This window comes from Ensifer sp. GW821-FHT05G01 (assembly GCF_059419585.1).
Map to the genome: position 1 here is coordinate 573158 of NZ_JBWKSC010000002.1, position 17270 is coordinate 590427.

19 protein-coding genes are annotated in these 17270 nt (G+C 60.2%); 11 read left to right on the top strand and 8 right to left on the bottom strand.

Annotated elements, in window-relative coordinates; genetic code table 11:
• Positions 1–5 precede the first annotated feature (5 nt).
• Positions 6–497 (bottom strand): tripartite tricarboxylate transporter TctB family protein, encoded by a 492-nt coding sequence (locus AC07UR_RS08390; protein WP_173421893.1) that lies wholly within the window; start codon positions 495–497, stop codon positions 6–8.
• The gene (locus tag AC07UR_RS08395; protein WP_173421894.1) at positions 494–1438 is read right to left on the bottom strand and encodes a Bug family tripartite tricarboxylate transporter substrate binding protein; all 945 of its coding nucleotides are present in this window, start codon (positions 1436–1438) and stop codon (positions 494–496) included. Before AC07UR_RS08395 ends, AC07UR_RS08390 begins: the two co-directional genes overlap by 4 nt.
• Positions 1439–1928: 490 nt before the next feature.
• On the opposite strand from AC07UR_RS08395, the gene AC07UR_RS08400 reads away from it, so the two are divergent.
• Positions 1929–2174, top strand: a complete 246-nt coding sequence (locus tag AC07UR_RS08400; protein WP_173421895.1) for a type II toxin-antitoxin system VapB family antitoxin — start codon at positions 1929–1931, stop codon at positions 2172–2174.
• Positions 2174–2611: a type II toxin-antitoxin system VapC family toxin gene (locus AC07UR_RS08405; protein WP_209789634.1), complete on the top strand. Its 438-nt coding sequence runs from the start codon at positions 2174–2176 to the stop codon at positions 2609–2611. The genes AC07UR_RS08400 and AC07UR_RS08405 overlap by 1 nt, the downstream gene beginning before the upstream one ends.
• A gap of 241 nt (positions 2612–2852) precedes the next feature.
• Here the strand turns inward: AC07UR_RS08405 and AC07UR_RS08410 are convergent, their stop codons facing one another.
• Positions 2853–3650 carry an NAD(P)H-dependent oxidoreductase gene (locus tag AC07UR_RS08410; RefSeq protein ID WP_209789635.1) on the bottom strand — a complete coding sequence of 266 codons (798 nt, stop codon included), beginning with the start codon at positions 3648–3650 and terminating at the stop codon, positions 2853–2855.
• A 94-nt stretch (positions 3651–3744) separates the two neighbouring features.
• Between AC07UR_RS08410 and AC07UR_RS08415 the strand changes: the two genes are divergently transcribed.
• The 3 genes from AC07UR_RS08415 (at position 3745) to AC07UR_RS08425 (ending at position 5856) form a co-directional block, all read left to right on the top strand.
• Positions 3745–4659 carry a LysR family transcriptional regulator gene (locus tag AC07UR_RS08415; RefSeq protein WP_209789636.1) on the top strand — a complete coding sequence of 305 codons (915 nt, stop codon included), beginning with the start codon at positions 3745–3747 and terminating at the stop codon, positions 4657–4659.
• A 520-nt stretch (positions 4660–5179) separates the two neighbouring features.
• The gene (locus AC07UR_RS08420) at positions 5180–5422 is read left to right on the top strand and encodes a type II toxin-antitoxin system Phd/YefM family antitoxin (RefSeq protein WP_209789742.1); all 243 of its coding nucleotides are present in this window, start codon (positions 5180–5182) and stop codon (positions 5420–5422) included.
• Complete coding sequence (locus AC07UR_RS08425) at positions 5422–5856, top strand: type II toxin-antitoxin system VapC family toxin (protein ID WP_209789637.1); 435 nt, start codon at positions 5422–5424, stop codon at positions 5854–5856. Before AC07UR_RS08420 ends, AC07UR_RS08425 begins: the two co-directional genes overlap by 1 nt.
• A gap of 271 nt (positions 5857–6127) precedes the next feature.
• Here the strand turns inward: AC07UR_RS08425 and AC07UR_RS08430 are convergent, their stop codons facing one another.
• Positions 6128–7195, bottom strand: a complete 1068-nt coding sequence (locus AC07UR_RS08430) for an ABC transporter substrate-binding protein (protein WP_209789638.1) — start codon at positions 7193–7195, stop codon at positions 6128–6130.
• A gap of 77 nt (positions 7196–7272) precedes the next feature.
• Here AC07UR_RS08430 and AC07UR_RS08435 point away from each other — a divergent pair, with 77 nt between their 5' ends.
• Both AC07UR_RS08435 and AC07UR_RS08440 read left to right on the top strand, forming a co-directional pair.
• Complete coding sequence (locus AC07UR_RS08435; protein ID WP_209789639.1) at positions 7273–7950, top strand: response regulator; 678 nt, start codon at positions 7273–7275, stop codon at positions 7948–7950.
• On the top strand, positions 7947–9326 hold the full coding sequence (locus AC07UR_RS08440; RefSeq protein WP_209789640.1) for a sensor histidine kinase: 1380 nt from the start codon (positions 7947–7949) through the stop codon (positions 9324–9326). The genes AC07UR_RS08435 and AC07UR_RS08440 overlap by 4 nt, the downstream gene beginning before the upstream one ends.
• A gap of 71 nt (positions 9327–9397) precedes the next feature.
• Here AC07UR_RS08440 and AC07UR_RS08445 read toward each other — a convergent pair whose 3' ends face one another.
• The 3 genes from AC07UR_RS08445 to AC07UR_RS08455 form a co-directional block, all read right to left on the bottom strand.
• A complete protein-coding gene (locus AC07UR_RS08445; protein ID WP_268833711.1) occupies positions 9398–9520 on the bottom strand; it encodes a hypothetical protein in 123 nt (40 codons plus the stop codon).
• A gap of 606 nt (positions 9521–10126) precedes the next feature.
• Positions 10127–10591 carry a group III truncated hemoglobin gene (locus AC07UR_RS08450; RefSeq protein ID WP_173421904.1) on the bottom strand — a complete coding sequence of 155 codons (465 nt, stop codon included), beginning with the start codon at positions 10589–10591 and terminating at the stop codon, positions 10127–10129.
• 130 nt (positions 10592–10721) lie between these two features.
• Positions 10722–11213 carry an Rrf2 family transcriptional regulator gene (locus tag AC07UR_RS08455; protein WP_209789641.1) on the bottom strand — a complete coding sequence of 164 codons (492 nt, stop codon included), beginning with the start codon at positions 11211–11213 and terminating at the stop codon, positions 10722–10724.
• Between the two features lie 353 nt (positions 11214–11566).
• On the opposite strand from AC07UR_RS08455, the gene AC07UR_RS08460 reads away from it, so the two are divergent.
• From AC07UR_RS08460 to AC07UR_RS08475, 4 genes are all read left to right on the top strand, one after another.
• Positions 11567–11716, top strand: a complete 150-nt coding sequence (locus tag AC07UR_RS08460; RefSeq protein ID WP_209789642.1) for a hypothetical protein — start codon at positions 11567–11569, stop codon at positions 11714–11716.
• Between the two features lie 185 nt (positions 11717–11901).
• Positions 11902–13095 (top strand): cytochrome P450, encoded by a 1194-nt coding sequence (locus AC07UR_RS08465; protein ID WP_209789643.1) that lies wholly within the window; start codon positions 11902–11904, stop codon positions 13093–13095.
• Positions 13096–13151: 56 nt separating this feature from the next.
• The gene (mog, locus tag AC07UR_RS08470) at positions 13152–13685 is read left to right on the top strand and encodes a molybdopterin adenylyltransferase (protein WP_209789644.1); all 534 of its coding nucleotides are present in this window, start codon (positions 13152–13154) and stop codon (positions 13683–13685) included.
• A gap of 62 nt (positions 13686–13747) precedes the next feature.
• Positions 13748–14842, top strand: coding sequence for an NnrS family protein (locus AC07UR_RS08475; protein ID WP_209789645.1), 1095 nt, complete (start codon positions 13748–13750; stop codon positions 14840–14842).
• Positions 14843–15108: 266 nt separating this feature from the next.
• On the opposite strand, the gene AC07UR_RS08480 is transcribed toward AC07UR_RS08475, so the two are convergent.
• Positions 15109–16815, bottom strand: coding sequence for a GMC oxidoreductase (locus AC07UR_RS08480; protein ID WP_494724400.1), 1707 nt, complete (start codon positions 16813–16815; stop codon positions 15109–15111).
• Positions 16816–17270 lie beyond the last annotated feature (455 nt).

Here is a 17270-nt window from a genome sequence, read left to right on the forward strand (position 1 = left end):
CCCTCTTAGAAGAACAGGTGTTCAAGCGGCCCTGCGGGCAGCGACAACTGCAGGAGCTTGGCGAAAATCACCCAGACGGCAAAACAGAGCGCAATACCGACTGGCAGCGAGAACCAGAGCTTGCGTTTACCGAAGCCGCGCGCGGTGAGCGCAAACAGAATGCCGGTGGCGATCGAAAAGCCTGCGACGTTCAAGAGCAGCATCTGCGCTGCAAGCCCGGCGACGATCCAGATGACCGGCGAGATTTCCTGGTGCTCACGCTCGGGGAAATCGTTGCGGAATGCGGCAAAGACGGTCCAGACCGCAAGGCCCGCGAGGCAGCATGCGATGGCATAGGGGACCGTCGTCGGTCCGACCTGGGAGTAACCGGCAGCGCCGGAAAGGCGCGACACGTCCCAGAAAATGAGGCCAGCGATAGCGGCGAGCACGGCCGCGATGAAGAGCGCCGCCCGATCCGGGCGACGCGTTGTGGTTGAAGGGTTGAGCCCCTTGGTCATTTCACCAGTCCAATGTCCTTGAGGACGCCTTCGGTTGCCGCAACGTCCTTGTCGAGCTGGGCGGCGAAAGCGTCGCCAGAGAGGTAGCTGTCCTGCCAGCCCTTGGTCTTGAGCACCTCCTGCCAGCCGGCCGACTTGGCAAGCTTCTCGACGTCGGCCGAAACGGCTGCCTTCTGCTCGTCGGTGAGGCCCGGAGCGGCTGCAACCATACGCCAGTTTTCAACGACGACATCGAGGCCGGATTCCTTCAGCGTCGGGGCGTCGATGCCGGCGAGGCGCTCGCCGCTCGAAACTGCGATCAGGCGCAGCGTGCCAGCCTTGACCTGGGCTTCGAACTCGCCGTAGCCGGAGATGCCGGCCGTGACCTGGCTGCCGAGGATGGCTGCAAGCGCTTCGCCGCCGCCGGAGTAGGCGATGTAGTTGATCTTGGTCGGGTCGACGCCCGCTGCCTTGGCGATCAGGCCAACGGCGATGTGGTCGGTACCGCCGGCAGAGCCGCCAGCCCAGGACACGGCGCCCGGATCCTTTTTGAGGGCCGCAACGAGGTCGGCCATCGTCTTGATCTCGGAAGCGGCCGGAACGACGATTGCTTCAAATTCGCCGGTGAGGCGGGCGATCGGGGTAACGTCCTTGAGGGTGACCGGCGACTTGTTGGTCAGGATTGCGCCGACCATGACGTAACCGCCGACGATCAGGGCGTTCGGGTTGCCCTTCTGCTGGCTTGCGAACTGGGCGAGACCGATGGTGCCGCCGGCGCCCGGTACGTTCTGGACCTGAACGTTGCCGGAGATGCCTTCCTGCTGCAGGACGGTCTGGAGCGAGCGGGCCGTCTGATCCCAGCCGCCGCCCGGATTTGCCGGAGCGATGATGGTGTAGTCAGCCGCATAGGCCGGCAGCGCCATTGCGCCGGCGAGAATGGATGCCAGGAAAAAGTGTTTCAAGGTCAGTCCTCCATGAGGCGCGATTTTCCACGCGCACGTTGTTTCTGCGTGCGAACGGGAAGACGCGACGGTGCCCAAAGGACCCTTGTCGCTGACCGGATTGGTGACTTCCTCCCAGTGCGCAACCGGCGGGCCCGCCTCCACGGGGCGCCAGCGACTGCTAAGCCATCATAGAAAGCTGACATTAAGCTGACATCAAGCCCTCAATGGGGAAATGAAGCGTGATGTTTACGAAATCTTAGAGCTTTGCGTGCCGGTCGCGGCGCAAATTGGCTCGCCATCGGGCAGGCGTCCCTTCCTTTTGCGGCTGGTACGCGAATCGCGAATGTTCGAGCCTCATTTACCTACCAAGAGGCGAGCCGCGGCGGGGAAGTAGGTCGAGCTCAGATCTTCGTTTTATGGGGCGCTGTAAAACTGTTCAGTCTTGTGATGTTTGAATATTCATAATAGAATATTCCAATATCCCTTGCTGCATATTCAAGGAAAGGCCATGGCACTCTATATTCGTGACGACACAGTCGACGATCTCGCTTCCGAACTCCAGAAGCTGTCCAAGGCTCCTAACAAGACAGAGGCCGTTCGGCGCGCTTTGCAGCATGAACTCGATCGCATACGGCAAGAAGTGCCGCTACGCGAGCGCGTCGCGAAAATTCAAGAGAAGTTCAGAGCGCGTATGGGTTCGAAGAAGCCCAACTTCGACATGAAGCGCTTCACCGACGAGATGTGGGAACTCTGATGTTTCTGGACGCCTCTGTGATTGTAGCGGTGCTGGTCGGCGAGGAAGACGCTGGCTATCATCTTGCCAAAATCGAAATGTCAAAGACGCCAGTCTTTTATTCGTCACTTTCTGTGTTCGAAGCGGTGATCAGCCTGGCACGTATTATTTCCATCTCGCACAACGGCGACCAGGTCCCAACGGCACCGGATATCATCGAACTGGCGCAGGAGACTGTTGCGCAATTCCTTGAAGCAATCGATGGCCAAGAAATGCCTATTAGCGGATCCCTGCACCGCGCCGCAATTGAGGCGGCACGCAACTATGGTCGCTTTGTCGGTCATCCGGCTAGGCTGAATTTCGGCGATTGTTTTGCTTATGCTTGTGCGAAGTCCCAAAATATGCCGCTTCTGTTCAAAGGCGATGACTTTTCGAGGACAGATATTGATGTTGCCTGAGATCGCCGGCTGGGACGACGCCAAGCTTTAGACAGCCGACGAATTCCTTGTCCTGAGTAGCAGCCAGCGTCCTTAATCCGGCATCCTCGCTGGAATACAACGTGGCGTGTCGGCATCCGGCGCCACAAGCTGGAGGCCGGAGTTCCGTCCGGCGTCCACCGTTTAGGCCGGAAAACGAATGGGTGGCGATGCGCAAGAACTGATGAAGCCGCCTGGTAGTTTCGCCCGCAATGCTGCACGGCTACTCGGCTGCATCTCGCCGATCGACGTGGAGGGCGAAGCCTGTTGCTGCCGGCTCGCCTACCCCAGGGCGCAGTTCCAGGCTCGGGATCAGATAGTCGCCGCCGTTCTGGCGCCGGTACGGAATGGGTGGTGTGGTCGAGAGGGTTCGCATCCTCTCGCGCAGGTTTTCTGCAAGACGGTCGAAGCTGGCTTCGTCGATGCGATCGACCCGGTAGGCGACGAAGGGCGGCAGCACATCATATCCGGGGTAGTAGAGGATGCCGTGGTTGATGGGGAACAGGAGGTCGTCGATCGGTCCGTTGACGCCGCGCGCCGAGTAGTGCTCCTGCCAGCCGCCCGTGGTGACGATCAGCATCGCCCGCTTACCCTTGAACGTGCCCTCGCCAAACCGATCGCCCCAATGGGCGTCACTGTGCTCACCGACGCCGTAGGCAAATCCATAGGCATAGACCCGATCGACCCAGCCTTTCAGGATCGCCGGCATCGTGTACCACCAGAGCGGAAACTGCAGGATGAGCGTATCCGCCCATAGCAGCTTCTCGTGTTCAGCCTTCACATCCTCGGTCAGCTGGCCGGCTGCAAAGGCGGCTTTGGAGGCCCGGCTCGGTTGAAACGGCGTTTTGTCGTCAAGAGACGGGAAGTCGGGCCGATCGATTTCGGATTTCCAATTGTCGGCGTAAAGGTCGGAAACCCTGACTTCGTGCCCCTGGACCTCCAGTTCACGGATGGCGACGTCGCGAAGAGATCCGTTGAGTGAACGCGGCTCCGGATGGGCGAAAACAAGCAAGACTTTCATGATCAGCATTCCTGTGATGAGAAACCGACCCCCGATGTAGACAGCATCGCAATGCTGCACTAGATCTTCGCAATGGATATGATTGTGCCGGAAAATGGATAAATCAGACATCACGCTCGAACGTATCAGGACCTTCGTTCGTGTTGCCGAGCGCGGCAGCCTGTCGGCCGTCGCGCGGGAGCTAGGCGTTGGACAGTCGACAGTCACGCGGCAGTTGCGTGAACTGGAACAGGCGCTTGGCGTGCCTCTCGTCAGCCGCACGACCCGTCGCGTGACCATGACGGACGAGGGCAGCCAATACTATGCCAACAGCATCCAGATTCTGCGCCTGGTGGAGCAGGCCGCCGATGAGGCCCGCGGCACCCGTGGCGCCTCGGCCGGGACGATCCGGGTGTCCTCAACTGCGGCTTTCGGCGTGCTGCACGCCACGCGGTTGATCTTTGCCTTTCAGGAGCGCTACCCGGATATCGGCGTCGATCTCAACCTGACGGACGAGCGCATCGATCTTGTGCGCGAGGGGATCGATATCGCGCTGCGTCTAGGGCCGCTGACCGACAGCTCCATGAAATTGCGGGCACTAGGCCAAAGCCGGCGTCTGCTTGTTGCCGCGCCGGACTATCTCGCCAAACGTGGAACGCCGATCGTTCCCAGGGATTTGTCGGACCATGAGGGCATTCGCATGTCGAATGTGGCAGGCAGCGACCTGCTGGAGCTTCACGGCAAGAGTGGCGAACGGCATAGGGTGCCTTTCCATGGGCGTCTGCGCGTGGACCATGGGTTGGCGGTGCGCGAGGCGCTCGTCGCCGGCCGCGGGATCGCCCCGGCTCACCGTTGGCTCGTCGACGATCTGCTTGCCGCCGGCCAGTTGGTGCCCGTCCTGCCGGAATATCTTCTGCCATCCGTGCCGTTGAGCATGCTGATCGCGCCCGAGCGTGCAGGCATTGCCCGGGTGCGGTTGCTCGTCGACGATCTGGCTGAGCGGATCGGCGGAATTCCGGGCCTGGAATGAACGGCTTGCGCTGATGCGCGACCGTCCATGGTTGCCGGCGATGTTTGCGGTTGTACCCTGCCGCCAGAGACCCGCGACTTTCGGTGTCGAAATGTTGCGGCTAATGGGAGCCGCAGGACCTCGTTCCAGCGGGCAATGAGCCGTGACCGCTTGACCCGATCGGTGGACCATCAGCGACGGGCGCCGAATGCGATTGGTCACCGAGCATTTCCAGCATGGTGTTGGCGGTGTTTTCGCCGGCGACATCTGAGCTGACGACGGGTTGCCGCGGCATGATCGTCTGGCCTTCCTGCAGACCCAGCGCCGCCGTTGCGAGTCCCGTTCCGATCCGGTCTATGACTCGCGTGAGGAAAGGGGCGACGGCAATTGGATGAGCGTGCCGCCCGCTCGTGAAGTGAAGAATGCGGCTGCGCGCTTTGGCCTCAAATCTGAAGCGAAAGGCGTCTCTAAGCCGTTTGGCTCTTGCTCGGGAGCGTCGATGCGGCTATATGACTACTGTAGTCATTATTTGGAGGCCGACATGAAAGAGATCCAGCTCAAAGATGCCAAGGCAACGCTTTCTGCTGTTGTCGATCAGGCGGTTCAGGGCAATCCTGCGATCATCACACGGCACGGCAGAAAGGAAGCAGTAGTGCTTTCGTTCGTGGAGTATGAAAAGCTGAAAAACGTTCCGAGTTTCGGACGGCTCCTAGCTTCCTATCCAGGTGATGAGGACGATATCCCACTGCGCGGTGACAAGCCGAGCCGGATGATTGATTTCTGATGTTTCTGGTTGATACGAACGTGATATCTGCGCTTGCCCCGTCCAAACGTCAAAGTTCCGAGCAGCTTGTCGAATGGCTCGACAAAGCCAGTTCGCAACTATTCTTATCTGTTATTTCGGCGGCCGAGGTAAAATCTGGGATTGCCAAGGCGGAACGAGAAGGTGCCACCACCAAGGCGCAGCGGCTAAATGATTGGTGGGAAAGCATAGAGTTTCTGTACGCGCAGAAGCTGCTGCCGTTCGATCTGCGATGCGCGCATGCGGCCGGACAGATTCTAGATGATGTTCGTGCCCATCAGCCGGGTTTCGAGGATATAGCGATAGCTGCCACAGCCCAAGTGCATGGCTTGACTGTTTTGACACGTAATCTGCGTCATTTTGGACCGTTAGGCGTTCGAGCACTCGATCCCTTCGAGGCACTGCCAGAGTTATAGGGTAGGACTTTTCTCTTGCAGCCCTGCGGCTTTCGTGAATTGACGTAGAAGCGATCTCTCCGACGTTGAAGACGACGGGCCGAAGCCGCGCCGAAAGTCCAAGGGTGCCGTAGTTGGCTCCTAGGCACCCAACCTCTCCCGGTGGACTGCGTTCCGCCTGTTCCAGCGGCTGCATGCCAACGCACGACCGTCCATCGTCATCAGGGATGTTTGAGCGACCCGAGGGCGGAGGGAGCAATGAAACAGATTTCACCAGTGCAAAACGCTGGTGCTAATGGAGCCGCAGAACCTCGTTCCAGCGGGCGATCAACCGGGACCGCTTCACCTGGTCGAGATAGACCATCAACCCGGGGCTGACGGGCACGGGGCGCAACTGCGCGCCAAGCATTTCCTGCATCGTGTTGGCGGTGTTTTCTCCGGCGACATCGGGGCTGACGGCTGGGATCTGCAATTGCCGCGCCATGATCGTCTGGCCTTCCTTCGACATGAAGAATTCCAGGTATCGGCGACCGAGGTCGGGAGAGGCGGACGCCTGCGGCACGAGGCCGATCCGCGACATCACGACTGTGTAGTCCTTTGGCAGCACGATGCCGACGTCCGGGTGGCGTTTTGCCCAATCGGCAGCGTAGGAGCCGAGGATGTTGTAGCCGAGCACGAATCGTCCGTCGGCGACACGCTCCAGAATGGCCTGGCTGGTCGAATAGAGTTTGACGCCGGCAGCGCCCATGGCCTGGATGACATCCCAGATATCGTCGAACTGTTCCTGGTCGCGCGACATGAAGAGAAAGCCGACGCCGGAGCGTTCGATGTCATAGGTGCCGATCCGGCCGAAGACATCGGCGCCCTGGCGCTTGAGGTAGGCAACGAACTCGGCGCGGGTGGAGGGCGGGGCTTCCCTGATAAAGCTCGGCTTGTGGTAGACGAAGACAGCCGGCTCGAAGGTGAGCGCGTAGGCCGTGTTGCGCCAATTGGCCCAGGCCGGCCAGCGACCGCTCATCGGCATGTCGCTGCGCTGGGCATAGCCGTCGTTGCTGAGCTTGACTTGCAGATCCATTGCGGACGAGAAGGCGAAGTCCGCGGTCTTCAGCCCCGCGTCGGTTTCCTTGACGATACGGTCGTAGATCTCACCCGTCAGCATATCCTCATAACGCACGGCAACATCCGGATTGGCTTGTTGAAAGCCGAGGATCATTGGTTTGGCGAGAGGCTCGTCGAGCGAGGAATAGACGACCAGCGTCCGGGCATCCGAGGCGCCCGAAACTGCCGGGAAAATGACCGGTGCGGCCAGAAGCAGCCGGGGACAGAGAGCGAAAAAGAGAAAAGAAATCAAGTACCGCATAAATCCACAATGCCTCAGCGCGCCACCGTTCACAAGCAAGCCGACGGCGGATAGAGTGGAGCGGGGAGTAAAGACAATTGCGCATATTGCTTGTTGAAGACAATCAGGTCCTAGCCGAGGGCCTGTCGGCCATCCTGCGCGGTAGCGGCTATGCCGTGGATGTCGTCAGCGATGGCGCATCGGCTCACGCGGTTGCCGCCGCTGAGACATTTGATCTGGTGATCCTTGACCTCAACCTGCCCGAGATGGACGGGCTCGATGTCTTGAGGGCGATGCGTGCCCGGCAGAACAGCGCTGCCGTCCTGATCCTGACGGCACGGGGCACGCCGGAGGAGCGCGTGAAGGGCCTCGATCTTGGCGCTGACGATTACATGATCAAGCCGTTCGATATCGGCGAGTTCGAAGCGCGCGTGCGCGTGCTGCTTCGAAGGCAGGCGGGCTTGCGGGCATCAACGGTGAGCTATGGCAATGTGTCGCTCGATCTCAACGCGCGCAGCTTTTCTTCCGGCGGCGTGCCGATCGAAATCCCGGCGCGGGAGCTCGGTCTGCTCGAACTCCTGTTCATGCGGGCCGGCAAGGTCGTCGCCAAGGAGGCGATCATGCAGTCGCTGACGGGTTTCGACGACGACCTCAGCCCGAATGCGATCGAGCAATATGTCAGCCGCCTGAGGAAGCGGCTTGCGCCCCATGGGTTAACGGTCAGAACGGCGCGCGGTATCGGCTACTATCTCGACAAGACGGCCGGCCCCGAATGAAGGCGGCGGTCTACTCCCTTCGCCGAAGGCTGCTCGGCTGGCTGTTGATCTCCACTGCCGTCATCGGCGTCATCGCATTGATGGATACCTATCGCGAGGCTGTCGCGACAGCCAACGTCGTGTCGGACCGTGTTCTTGCCGGCTCGGCTCTGGCGATCGCCGAGCGGGTGGTCGTCGCCGAGGATGGGTCGCTCGAGGTCGACATTCCCTATGTGGCGCTGGAGATGCTGACCTCGGCGGCGCAGGACCGCGTCTTCTACCGTGTCGATGGCCCGCCGGGGCAATTCATCACCGGTTACCAGACGCTTCCTTCCCTTGACGAGGTTCCGGGTAGCTCGACGAGCTTTGCCGACGCCTCGTTCCGCGGCGAGCCAATCCGCATCGCGGCACTTCGCCGTTCGGCCTCGACCGGCATCAACTCGGTTCCCTTCGTCGTGACCGTTGCCGAAACGACGATCGCGCGCCGGCAGCTGGCGCAGACCATCCTCGTTCGCTCCGCTTTGCGCCTTGGCCTGATGATTGCCGGTGCCGCGCTCATCGTCTGGATTGCGGTTACCTTCTCTCTAAGGCCGCTCTATCGCTTGGGCGACGCGATCGCCGAGCGCAGCCCCGACGATCTGCATCCGATCGGCGAACGGGTGCCGAACGAAGTCCAGGGACTGGTCGATACCGTCAACTCGTTCATGGGGCGCTTACAGTCGGCGCTCGATGCGCTGCGCAATTTCACCGGCAATGCCAGCCATCAGCTGCGCACGCCGCTCGCGATCATCCGCACGCAGCTGGCGCTCGCGCTGCGCGCCGGGTCGATCGAGGACACAAAGATAGCGGTGAAGAAGGCCGACGAAGCCGTGGCGAACGCCGAGCGCATTCTGGCGCAATTGCTGCTGATGGCAAAGATCGATGCTGCCGGCAAGGACGAGGCCCGCAAGCTCGAGCGAATAGACCTGGTCGAGCTGACGCGCGGCATCACCGCCGAGCATGTGCCGGCCGCTGGAGACGCCGGCATCGATCTCGGCTTCGACGGCGAGGGCGAAGCCTTCGTCCGTGTCGAACCCTTGCTCGTCGGCGAGATGCTGAAGAACCTCATCGGCAATGCGTTGCTCTACGCCGGGCGCGGCGCCGAGGTGACGACGCGCGTCAGCGAAAACGAAGGTTTCGTGTCTCTGGAAGTCGAAGACAACGGGCCGGGCATCAGGCCGGAACTGCGCGAAAGCGTGCTCAGACGGTTTCATCGCGGCGCCAGCGAGGCTCCGGGAACGGGGCTCGGCCTGCCGATCGTCGAGGAAATTGCAGCGCTTTATGGCGCACAAACGTCCCTTGGCGACGGAGCGGGTGGGCGTGGGCTTAAAGTCGCCATTCTTTTTCCGGCCGGATGAGCGAAGCCTCGATCAGTCCTCATCCAGCGCCACCAAGATAGGCTAGGCCGGACAAGGACTGGAATAGCGCTTTAGCGGTTGCGCTGACCGAAGAGGGAAGCTGTTTCGCGGGTCTGGACCCGAAGCATCGCGTTCCAAAGCTGAAGAACGAAACGCGGCTGGAACTGGCTCGCAAGCTTACGCTGCGACAACATGATAAATCTCCGATAGTTTTGGATGGCGGACATATAGTCGGTCGCGGGTTCAATTGCCAGAGCTGTAGTGTCGTGGCAGCCTTGCGCGCCAAGCATATGTTCGTTTGGACGCTGCGTAACTTGCGCGACGGATCGAATTTGGACTTGGCCGGAAGATCCGATCGGCGCTTGGCGGGGTATTTGCCTGTTGGAAGCGCGTTCGACGGCCACAGTGCAGAGGAAAGCCCCGCCTCGCCGAGGTGAGGGATCGCTTGCTAATTCTGCAAGACGTGACTGGCAAATACCATCTTGTTGAAGGTGAATGCGGTTAGTGATGGGAATCGCGCCGACTTAGTCTTTTCAGATCAGATCCGGCGGCTTTTTGGGCTGCAGTACCCGCCCAGATAGCGTGACGTCGGGTGAGACAGGGCCCTGGCAAGCACCTGGTAAGTATGGCTGCGGTAACTCACCTGGCGGTCGGAATGTCGTCCACCTGTTGGACATCAGCCGGTAGCACGGAGCTGCGCGGACCAGCGGAAACGTGGGAACCTGTTCCCGACCCCAAAATTCCGTTTGCAATTCAGATGTGTAAGCCGCTTTCGGTGGTCTTTGCTACCTGATTGAGCCTCATAGTGCCTCTTTCCAGATCGGCGTTACTGCCATGGAATCTTCACCGCGGTTGAAAGCAATGGCGAGGCGGAAGGAATGGGCGATGCGCAACGCCCGGTCCAGGAAGAGTTCGGACACGTCCGCTGGGCAGGTTCGCTCAACGGCGGTGCGGAAGTGCGTTAGCCAGCGACGGAAATGCTGCTCCTGGAGTCCTGGTATGGCAAGGTGAGGTGGTAGCGGGCGGCCCGCGTAGCGATCGGTGCGCAAAAGCGTTGCAGACCAGAAGTCGCACATCGTGGCCAGATGCGCCGGCCAGTCCTTCGGCGCGATATGCCCATTGAAGATTGGTCCGAGAAGGTCGTCCTTGCGGACCTCGCCGTAGAAGCCGTGCACGACGGCGTGGACCATTGCTTCATCAAGCACTTCCGGCAGGGGCTTGCCATCGATGACAATGGTGCGTTCCGGGGCGGGTCTGCCTTTCATCGGATTGTCCTGTAGTTTTGCAAGGTGCCGTGACCGAGCGGGGGGAAGACGACCATGGGGCCGAGGAATTGGCTCGCGATGCTGCGCGCGGCGAGAGCCGGCAAAAGCAGGGCCAGTGGGCCCGCAGCCGTCAGTTCCGATAGCATTCCTGTTCTCCCTTGGCCTCCTTGGCTTGGTGTACCGCCGCGGTGTCGATCCCGAGCAGCGGGCCGAGCGAGGCGCGGTTCTCGACAATGTCGGCAAGCGTGTATTTGTCGAGAACCGCAAGGAAAGCGCCGAGCGCCTCGTGAAGCATGCCCTTGAGCCGGCAGGCCGGCGAGATCGCGCAGGCTCGACCTCCAGCCTGCATGCATTCGGCGAGCAAGAACTCCTCCTCTGTTGCCCGTACCAGGGCGCCGACTGCGATTTCTTCCGGCACCTTGGCGAGGCGGATCCCGCCGGAGCGCCCGCGCGTCGTCTCCACGAGGCCGAGATCTCGCAGCGTCTGCGCCACCTTGAGCAGGTGATTGCGCGAAAGGTCATAAGCTGAGGCAACTTCGTTGACGGTACACATTTTGTCGGGTCGTGTGGCCACGTAGATCAGCATGCGCAAAGCGTAGTCCGTGTGAAGCGTCATGCGCATTCAGTCATCTCCCCGCAGGCTCGTGAAGCTGCATTTTAGATACCACTTTTATCGCAAGTCTCGTGCGGCCGAAAGTGCGCTAGCGTCGCAGCCTCATTTCATGGCTGATTTCATGCCTGCCGGGGCGCAGCGAAACTGCCGTGTTCCAAGAGTTTTAGGATCGCCTGTTTGGCAAGCCGGACACAGGCGGAGCCGGGATGCAAGCATGCCGCGTCCCAACACGATCAGGCTGTCCGAGGTGTGCCCAAAAAGCGGGCGAATTCCCCTCGGTGCGGTGTTGGGTGCTGCGATAATTTGTCATGTCGCATAAGCAATAAAGTGGTATATGATTTACCACAATAAGCGAGGGCGATATGGACACGAATGAAACGCGCAAACCTTTGGTGTTCTCCGGCGAACATGTGAGCGGAAGAGATTTAGGCGGCAGCAGCTTGATGCCTATGCTTATCGCTGGGCTCATATTGATTGCCATAGGTTATGCCGCGATCATGGTCTTCGTTTAGCGGGAGGCAACCGAGTTCGGTTCGGTATCCCGGATTCAAATATCGACTATGCGCTGAGGGGATCGTCCCTGGGCGTCGATTTCTTACGGATCAAAGGGCCTGGCTCAGATTTCTTTGAGTAAGGACAAAGAGTTTCGCGCCCGTCTCGTGTGTTGGTTGTCGCCAGCTCAACATGGACGCGACAAATGGCGACGGATAATCGGAAGCCCTACCAAACGGATCGGCCAAGCCCATGTCCTGCGCAGGATTGGGATCCGCGCAGCCCGCAGGTCCAGCAAAACCAGATCCGCGCCTACGACCAAATGCGCGAAGAATGTCCGGTCGCCCACAGCGACTATCTGGGATGGTCTCTCTTCCGTCACCAGGACGTCCTGCAGGTGCTTGGCGATCATGAGACCTTCAGCAATCTCGTTTCGCGCCATCCATCGGTTCCAAACGGGATGGACCCGCCGGAGCACACGCTCTATCGCGCGATGATAGAACCCTACTTCGCGCCGGAGCGCATCGACGCGTTCGAGCCCGTGTTCCGCCAAATTGCGCGCGAGCTTGTGGACTATCTCGGCACAAACCCGTCATGCGACGTCATCCGGGATTTCGCTGAGCCGTACGCTGTGCGTATCCAGTGCGGCTTTCTCGGTTGGCCCCAAAGTCTGCATGCGCCCTTGCTGCGATGGATCTACAGGAATCGTGCGGCGACACACGCCCGCGATACCGACGCCATGGCGACCGTCGCCCTTGAATTCGACGGCCATATTCGCTCGCAGCTGGAGTTGCGCGAGCGCGCCGGCAATGCCGCCAGCGACGATCTATCCACCTGCCTGCTTCGTCAGACCGTCAAGGGGCGAAGGCTCAAACATTCTGAGATCGTCAGCATCCTACGTAACTGGACGGTGGGTGAACTTGGGACCATTGCCGCCTGCGTCGGCATAATCCTGCATTTCCTCGCCGGGCGTCTTGATACTCAGACCCTGCTTCGCCGCGATCGGAACCAGATCCCTCAGGTAATCGACGAGATCTTGCGGCTTCACGGGCCGCTGATCTCCAACCGGCGCGTCGCCACCAGGCAGGTGAAGGTAGGGGGAAGAACACTCGGTGCAGGAGAGCGCATAACCGTGATGTGGGCAGCAGCCAACCGTGATGGCGAAATTTTTGCCGAGGCAGATCAGTTCCGTCCAGAACGCGACCAGTCGCACAACCTGCTGTATGGCGCGGGCATCCATGTCTGTCCGGGAGCGCAATTGGCGAGGATGCAGTTGAACGTCGTTCTCGACGAATTGCTCAGTGGTCTCGGCCCTTTTGCACTGCATCCCGGCGCCGATCCGGTCCGCGCCATCTACCCCGCAAGCGGATTTTCCTCGCTCTTCCTAGCGCCGGCGTGACGTCCTCGCCTTTAAGGCGAACGGACCATGCAGTGGGGTACTCCTTAAGGTTGAACATGCTAATAGCCGTCGTTACCATTTCGGATCGCGCCAGCCGCGGCGAGTACGAGGACTTGAGCGGCCCTGCCGTCGAACAATGGTTGCGGGAGACGATCGTGACGCCGTTCGAGGTCGTCAGGCGGATCATTCCCGACGGGGTTGCCCCGGTGTGTGACACGCTTCTTTCGCTATGCGATGAACTGCATGCCGATCTGATCCTGACGACGGGCGGGACGGGACCTGCCCCGCGCGACGAGACGCCGGAGGCTATGCGCGCAGTCGTCAGCAGGGAATTGCCGGGCTTCGGCGAGCAGCTTCGGCGCGCCAGCCTCGAACAGACGCCGACAGCGATTCTTTCCCGGCAACTGGCCGGGACGCGAGGCAAGACGCTGATCATCAATCTGCCTGGGAAACCGAGTGCGATCCGCTTCAGTCTTGATGCAGTCTTTGCGGCAGTACCCTACTGCCTCGACCTGATCGGGGCGGGCTGGATGGACACCGATCCCGCCCGCGTAAGGGCTTTTCGGCCGAGGTCGTCGTCGTCAAGTTGAGCGTCCGTGACGTCATCGAGAGGGCATCGCTCTTGGAGAGTGCTCGCGCAGGCCGTTCACTGTTGATTTTCCATCCGGCAGGTGCGTTCTTTGCGCTTGCCGCGGTCATGGCCGCCGTGCTCCCGTGGCTGTGGCTCTTCCCGCTCAACGACCCGCGGCTGGCCCATGTCAGGCTGGGTTTGTTCGGCTTTGGCGGAATTGCGATCTGCGGCTACATCATGACGGCCCAATTGGCGTGGACGGGACGCCCAATTTCGGCGCCAGTCCTTCCTGTTGCTGTGCTCGCCCTCGGTGGACGATTGGCCTGCCTGGTCTTTTCGGAAGATCTCTGGCCGTTCTACCTGTCGTCGCTGCCGGTCGGCTTTGTGGTTCTGTGGCCCGTATTGCGGGCAAGGCGATGGGATAAGGTGCCCCTGGCAATGGTACCGCTGACGCTAGTCGTGGCGGAAACTATGCTCTTTGCCCGATCGGATCTCGCAGGGGTTTTCCCCTTGGCCATTGCGGCGCTTGTCTTCCTTGTGGGCGGACGGCTTGTGCGCGCTTTCGCCGCCGAGGCGCGCCGCCGGCGTGGCCTTGGTGCGCAGCCTAGGCCGCCGCTTTGGGTGGGAACAGTCCTTTTGGGGGTAGGTCTTCTTCACGAAGGGGAAATGGGAGCCTTCGCGCTTTTTGCTGCAATCTTCTGGGTCGCTGTCAGCTGTCTCGACGGACTCCGGCTTGGACAAGCGAACCGGATGCTGTGCCTCGGCTATGCCGGTCTTGTTCCGGGACTGCTCGCCACCTTGGCTGCGAGGTCCGGGCTGGTGTCGCAGATGGTGCAGGTGCATGTCCTGACCATGGCGACCATGGGGCCGATGATCCTTGCGATTGTCGCCCGTGTGACGATGCGTCGTTCGACGGGCGCAGAGCTTGTGCCCCGCCGACGACACTGGTGCGCGCTGGCGCTTGTGTTCTGTGCCGCCGTTGCGCGAGGTCTGGCCATATGGCCGGGGCCAGCGACGATCTGGCTTAGCGTGGCGGGGCTCGGTTGGTCGACCGCCTGGATATTGGTCTTTTCGGTGCATATGAACGCATTGTTAAAGCCCGCACCCTTTCCCCTTCTGAGTGCTGAGCGGGCTCAGCGGACGAAGCATCCGCATACTCCGCAAGAATTCTCCTAGTTCACCGACATTGTCGCAGGCGCCAAGCCCGGCGTGCCGCGTGATCTCCGCCTGCTCTCATGAAGCGCGGCGGTGACTTTGCTCATGATCAACACCACCCGTGAATGCAGCCAGTCTACGTGCGCAGGAATCTGTCTTGCGCGAGGCGGCGCCGTCACACGGAGCGGAAAGCGATGAGAGGCGCGTCTTCGAAATGGATCACCCGAGATATCCTTTGTCTTGGCTGGACGTTATCCGCGCCTCCCAGGTCGCTGTGCGCGAGAACGTTACGACGTTTGATACGCGCAGTTTCGCGCCACCTTCAAATTCAGATGATCAGCCAGTCGCGTTGCGAGCGCAAGGATCATCAATGTGGGATTGGCGTGACCGCTGGTCGGAAACACCGAGCCGCCGGCAACATACAAGTTGTCCACGCCGTGAACTCTGCAGTCGGGGTCGACGACACCCTTCGTCCGATCGGTCGCCATACGCGTCGCGCCAAGCGTGTGCGCCATGTCAATAATGACTAGATCTTGTGGTCGGTCTCTTGTCCAGGATTCCAGAATTGGGGTGGGCAGCTCGGCCCGACCAAGAGCCTGATGCGATAATTCGGCAATTCTGAGCAATGTCTTGCGTTCGAGATCGCCAATGCGCCAGTCGATCTTGGCCAGCGGCACGCCGAAACGGTCCTTTCTGTCACTGAGGGTTACCCTGCTTGAGGCGTCCGGCGCCTGTTCGCAGATCGCTTCGATTCTCAAGCCGGACAACTTGTGTGGCAGCCCACGAGACTGGAACTCTTCGGCAACAAGATTGGGTGAAAGCAGGATCGCGCCGTTCACGATGAGATCCTTGATGATCTTGGGTGTTCGGGTGTCTGATAGGATTTTCATGCCCATCCCTCTGGCAATGAAACCGGACCCGGAAACAACCGAGAGCAGATCTCGTCCGACATCGGAGCTGCGCGAGTTCAAAAGCTTCTTCAAGGCAACCCATGGATCGTCGGATGCACGTTCAGTTGAGAAGAAGACAGCAGCATTCAGGATCTGGTCGCGCTCTTGCACCTCCGGAGTAAGAGCCAGGCCGTGCGCGAACATGTGCGCACGGTTCTCATGGTGAAGCCCATAGAAGCCGAAGAGCTTTGTTAGCTCCGCAATTTGATCAGTCTGGAATCTCCCAACACGTGCTGAAACGTGATCCATCAGGTATCGCCCGACGACATCGAAGTGATTGCCTATGCCTTTTGAACAGACATCATTGGACGCTAGCAACAACCGGGCATTCTCAATTCCGCCGGAGGCCAGCACACAGAATGTGGCGTTGATGCGAGCGCATTTGCCACCCACACTCACAACGTCTATGTGCGAAAACTTCGATCCTTCGCGGTTCAGGCCCACGCATCTCACCGTCGCGTCAAGAAGAACATGCAAATTGGCAGGGCGGCGAGCCAGGAACTCTTGGCCGAACCGCATGATGTCAAGGCGATCGATGCGCGAACGAGCAAACTGCCAATAGAATGAATGCAGACCTTCCTTGTGGAAGCGTCCCGGCGGTTGCTTCGGGCTGAGGTTCAAGACATCGATCGCCCGCAGGAGATAGGGCGTGATGTGTTGGTGATCTATCGGCCACCCAGAATGCGGCACCCAGCTTCTCGCCTTGAAGTCGAGCTCATCAAACGGAGCCGATTTCCCCGCCCACGCGTGCGTTGCCCCCCCAAACGCCCTGCACCGAACGCCAAAAGGCTGCACCTCAGGTGACCAGAACCTGGCTTGCGAGCCATGAAATTCAGTTCTCTTGCGGATCTGAGCCTCGGTTTGAAGCTCGCCGATGTTTTCAACTTCATTGAGCGCCGAATGTTCAGCGGTCTCGAGTTCTTCCCCGCTCTCGACGACCAGCACCTTTCTGCCCGGTCCCGAACACTGTTCAGCGATTGTCAGACCAGTAGGGCCAGCCCCCACGATAACCAGATCGGCCGTAATGATGGAATTGTCATCCAACTCCGCAAGCCGCGAGATTCTCATTTCAGGCACACATTCTTCAAATATGCGCCGACGATCCCTATGGTCAGTATTGGATGGGTGGAGCGGTCACAGATTACGCCAGTCTGAATGACGCCAGGGCTATGCCTTTCCTCTTGTGGCTTGAGCGCAGTTGCGGCGCTGCGGTCGCCTCTAACCTGAACGCGTTTCTCCATTGGTCCCTCCAGCCCTAATACCTATGACATTACCGGCTCTGGCGTCAGCCAACGTTGCGCTGGATCAACCCGCCGATCAGCACGACGCCGCGCGGGCTCCTCGGCCAACGCAGCACGGCGCTACTGCCGGCCGTACCCGTGAGTGTGAGAGATTTCGCCAGGATCGATTGCCGGATCCATTGCCCACGACAACCAAGCACGGCATGATCTGCGACATGCTTCACCCCCTCGATCCAGAAAGCTTCATTGTGCGCGCCG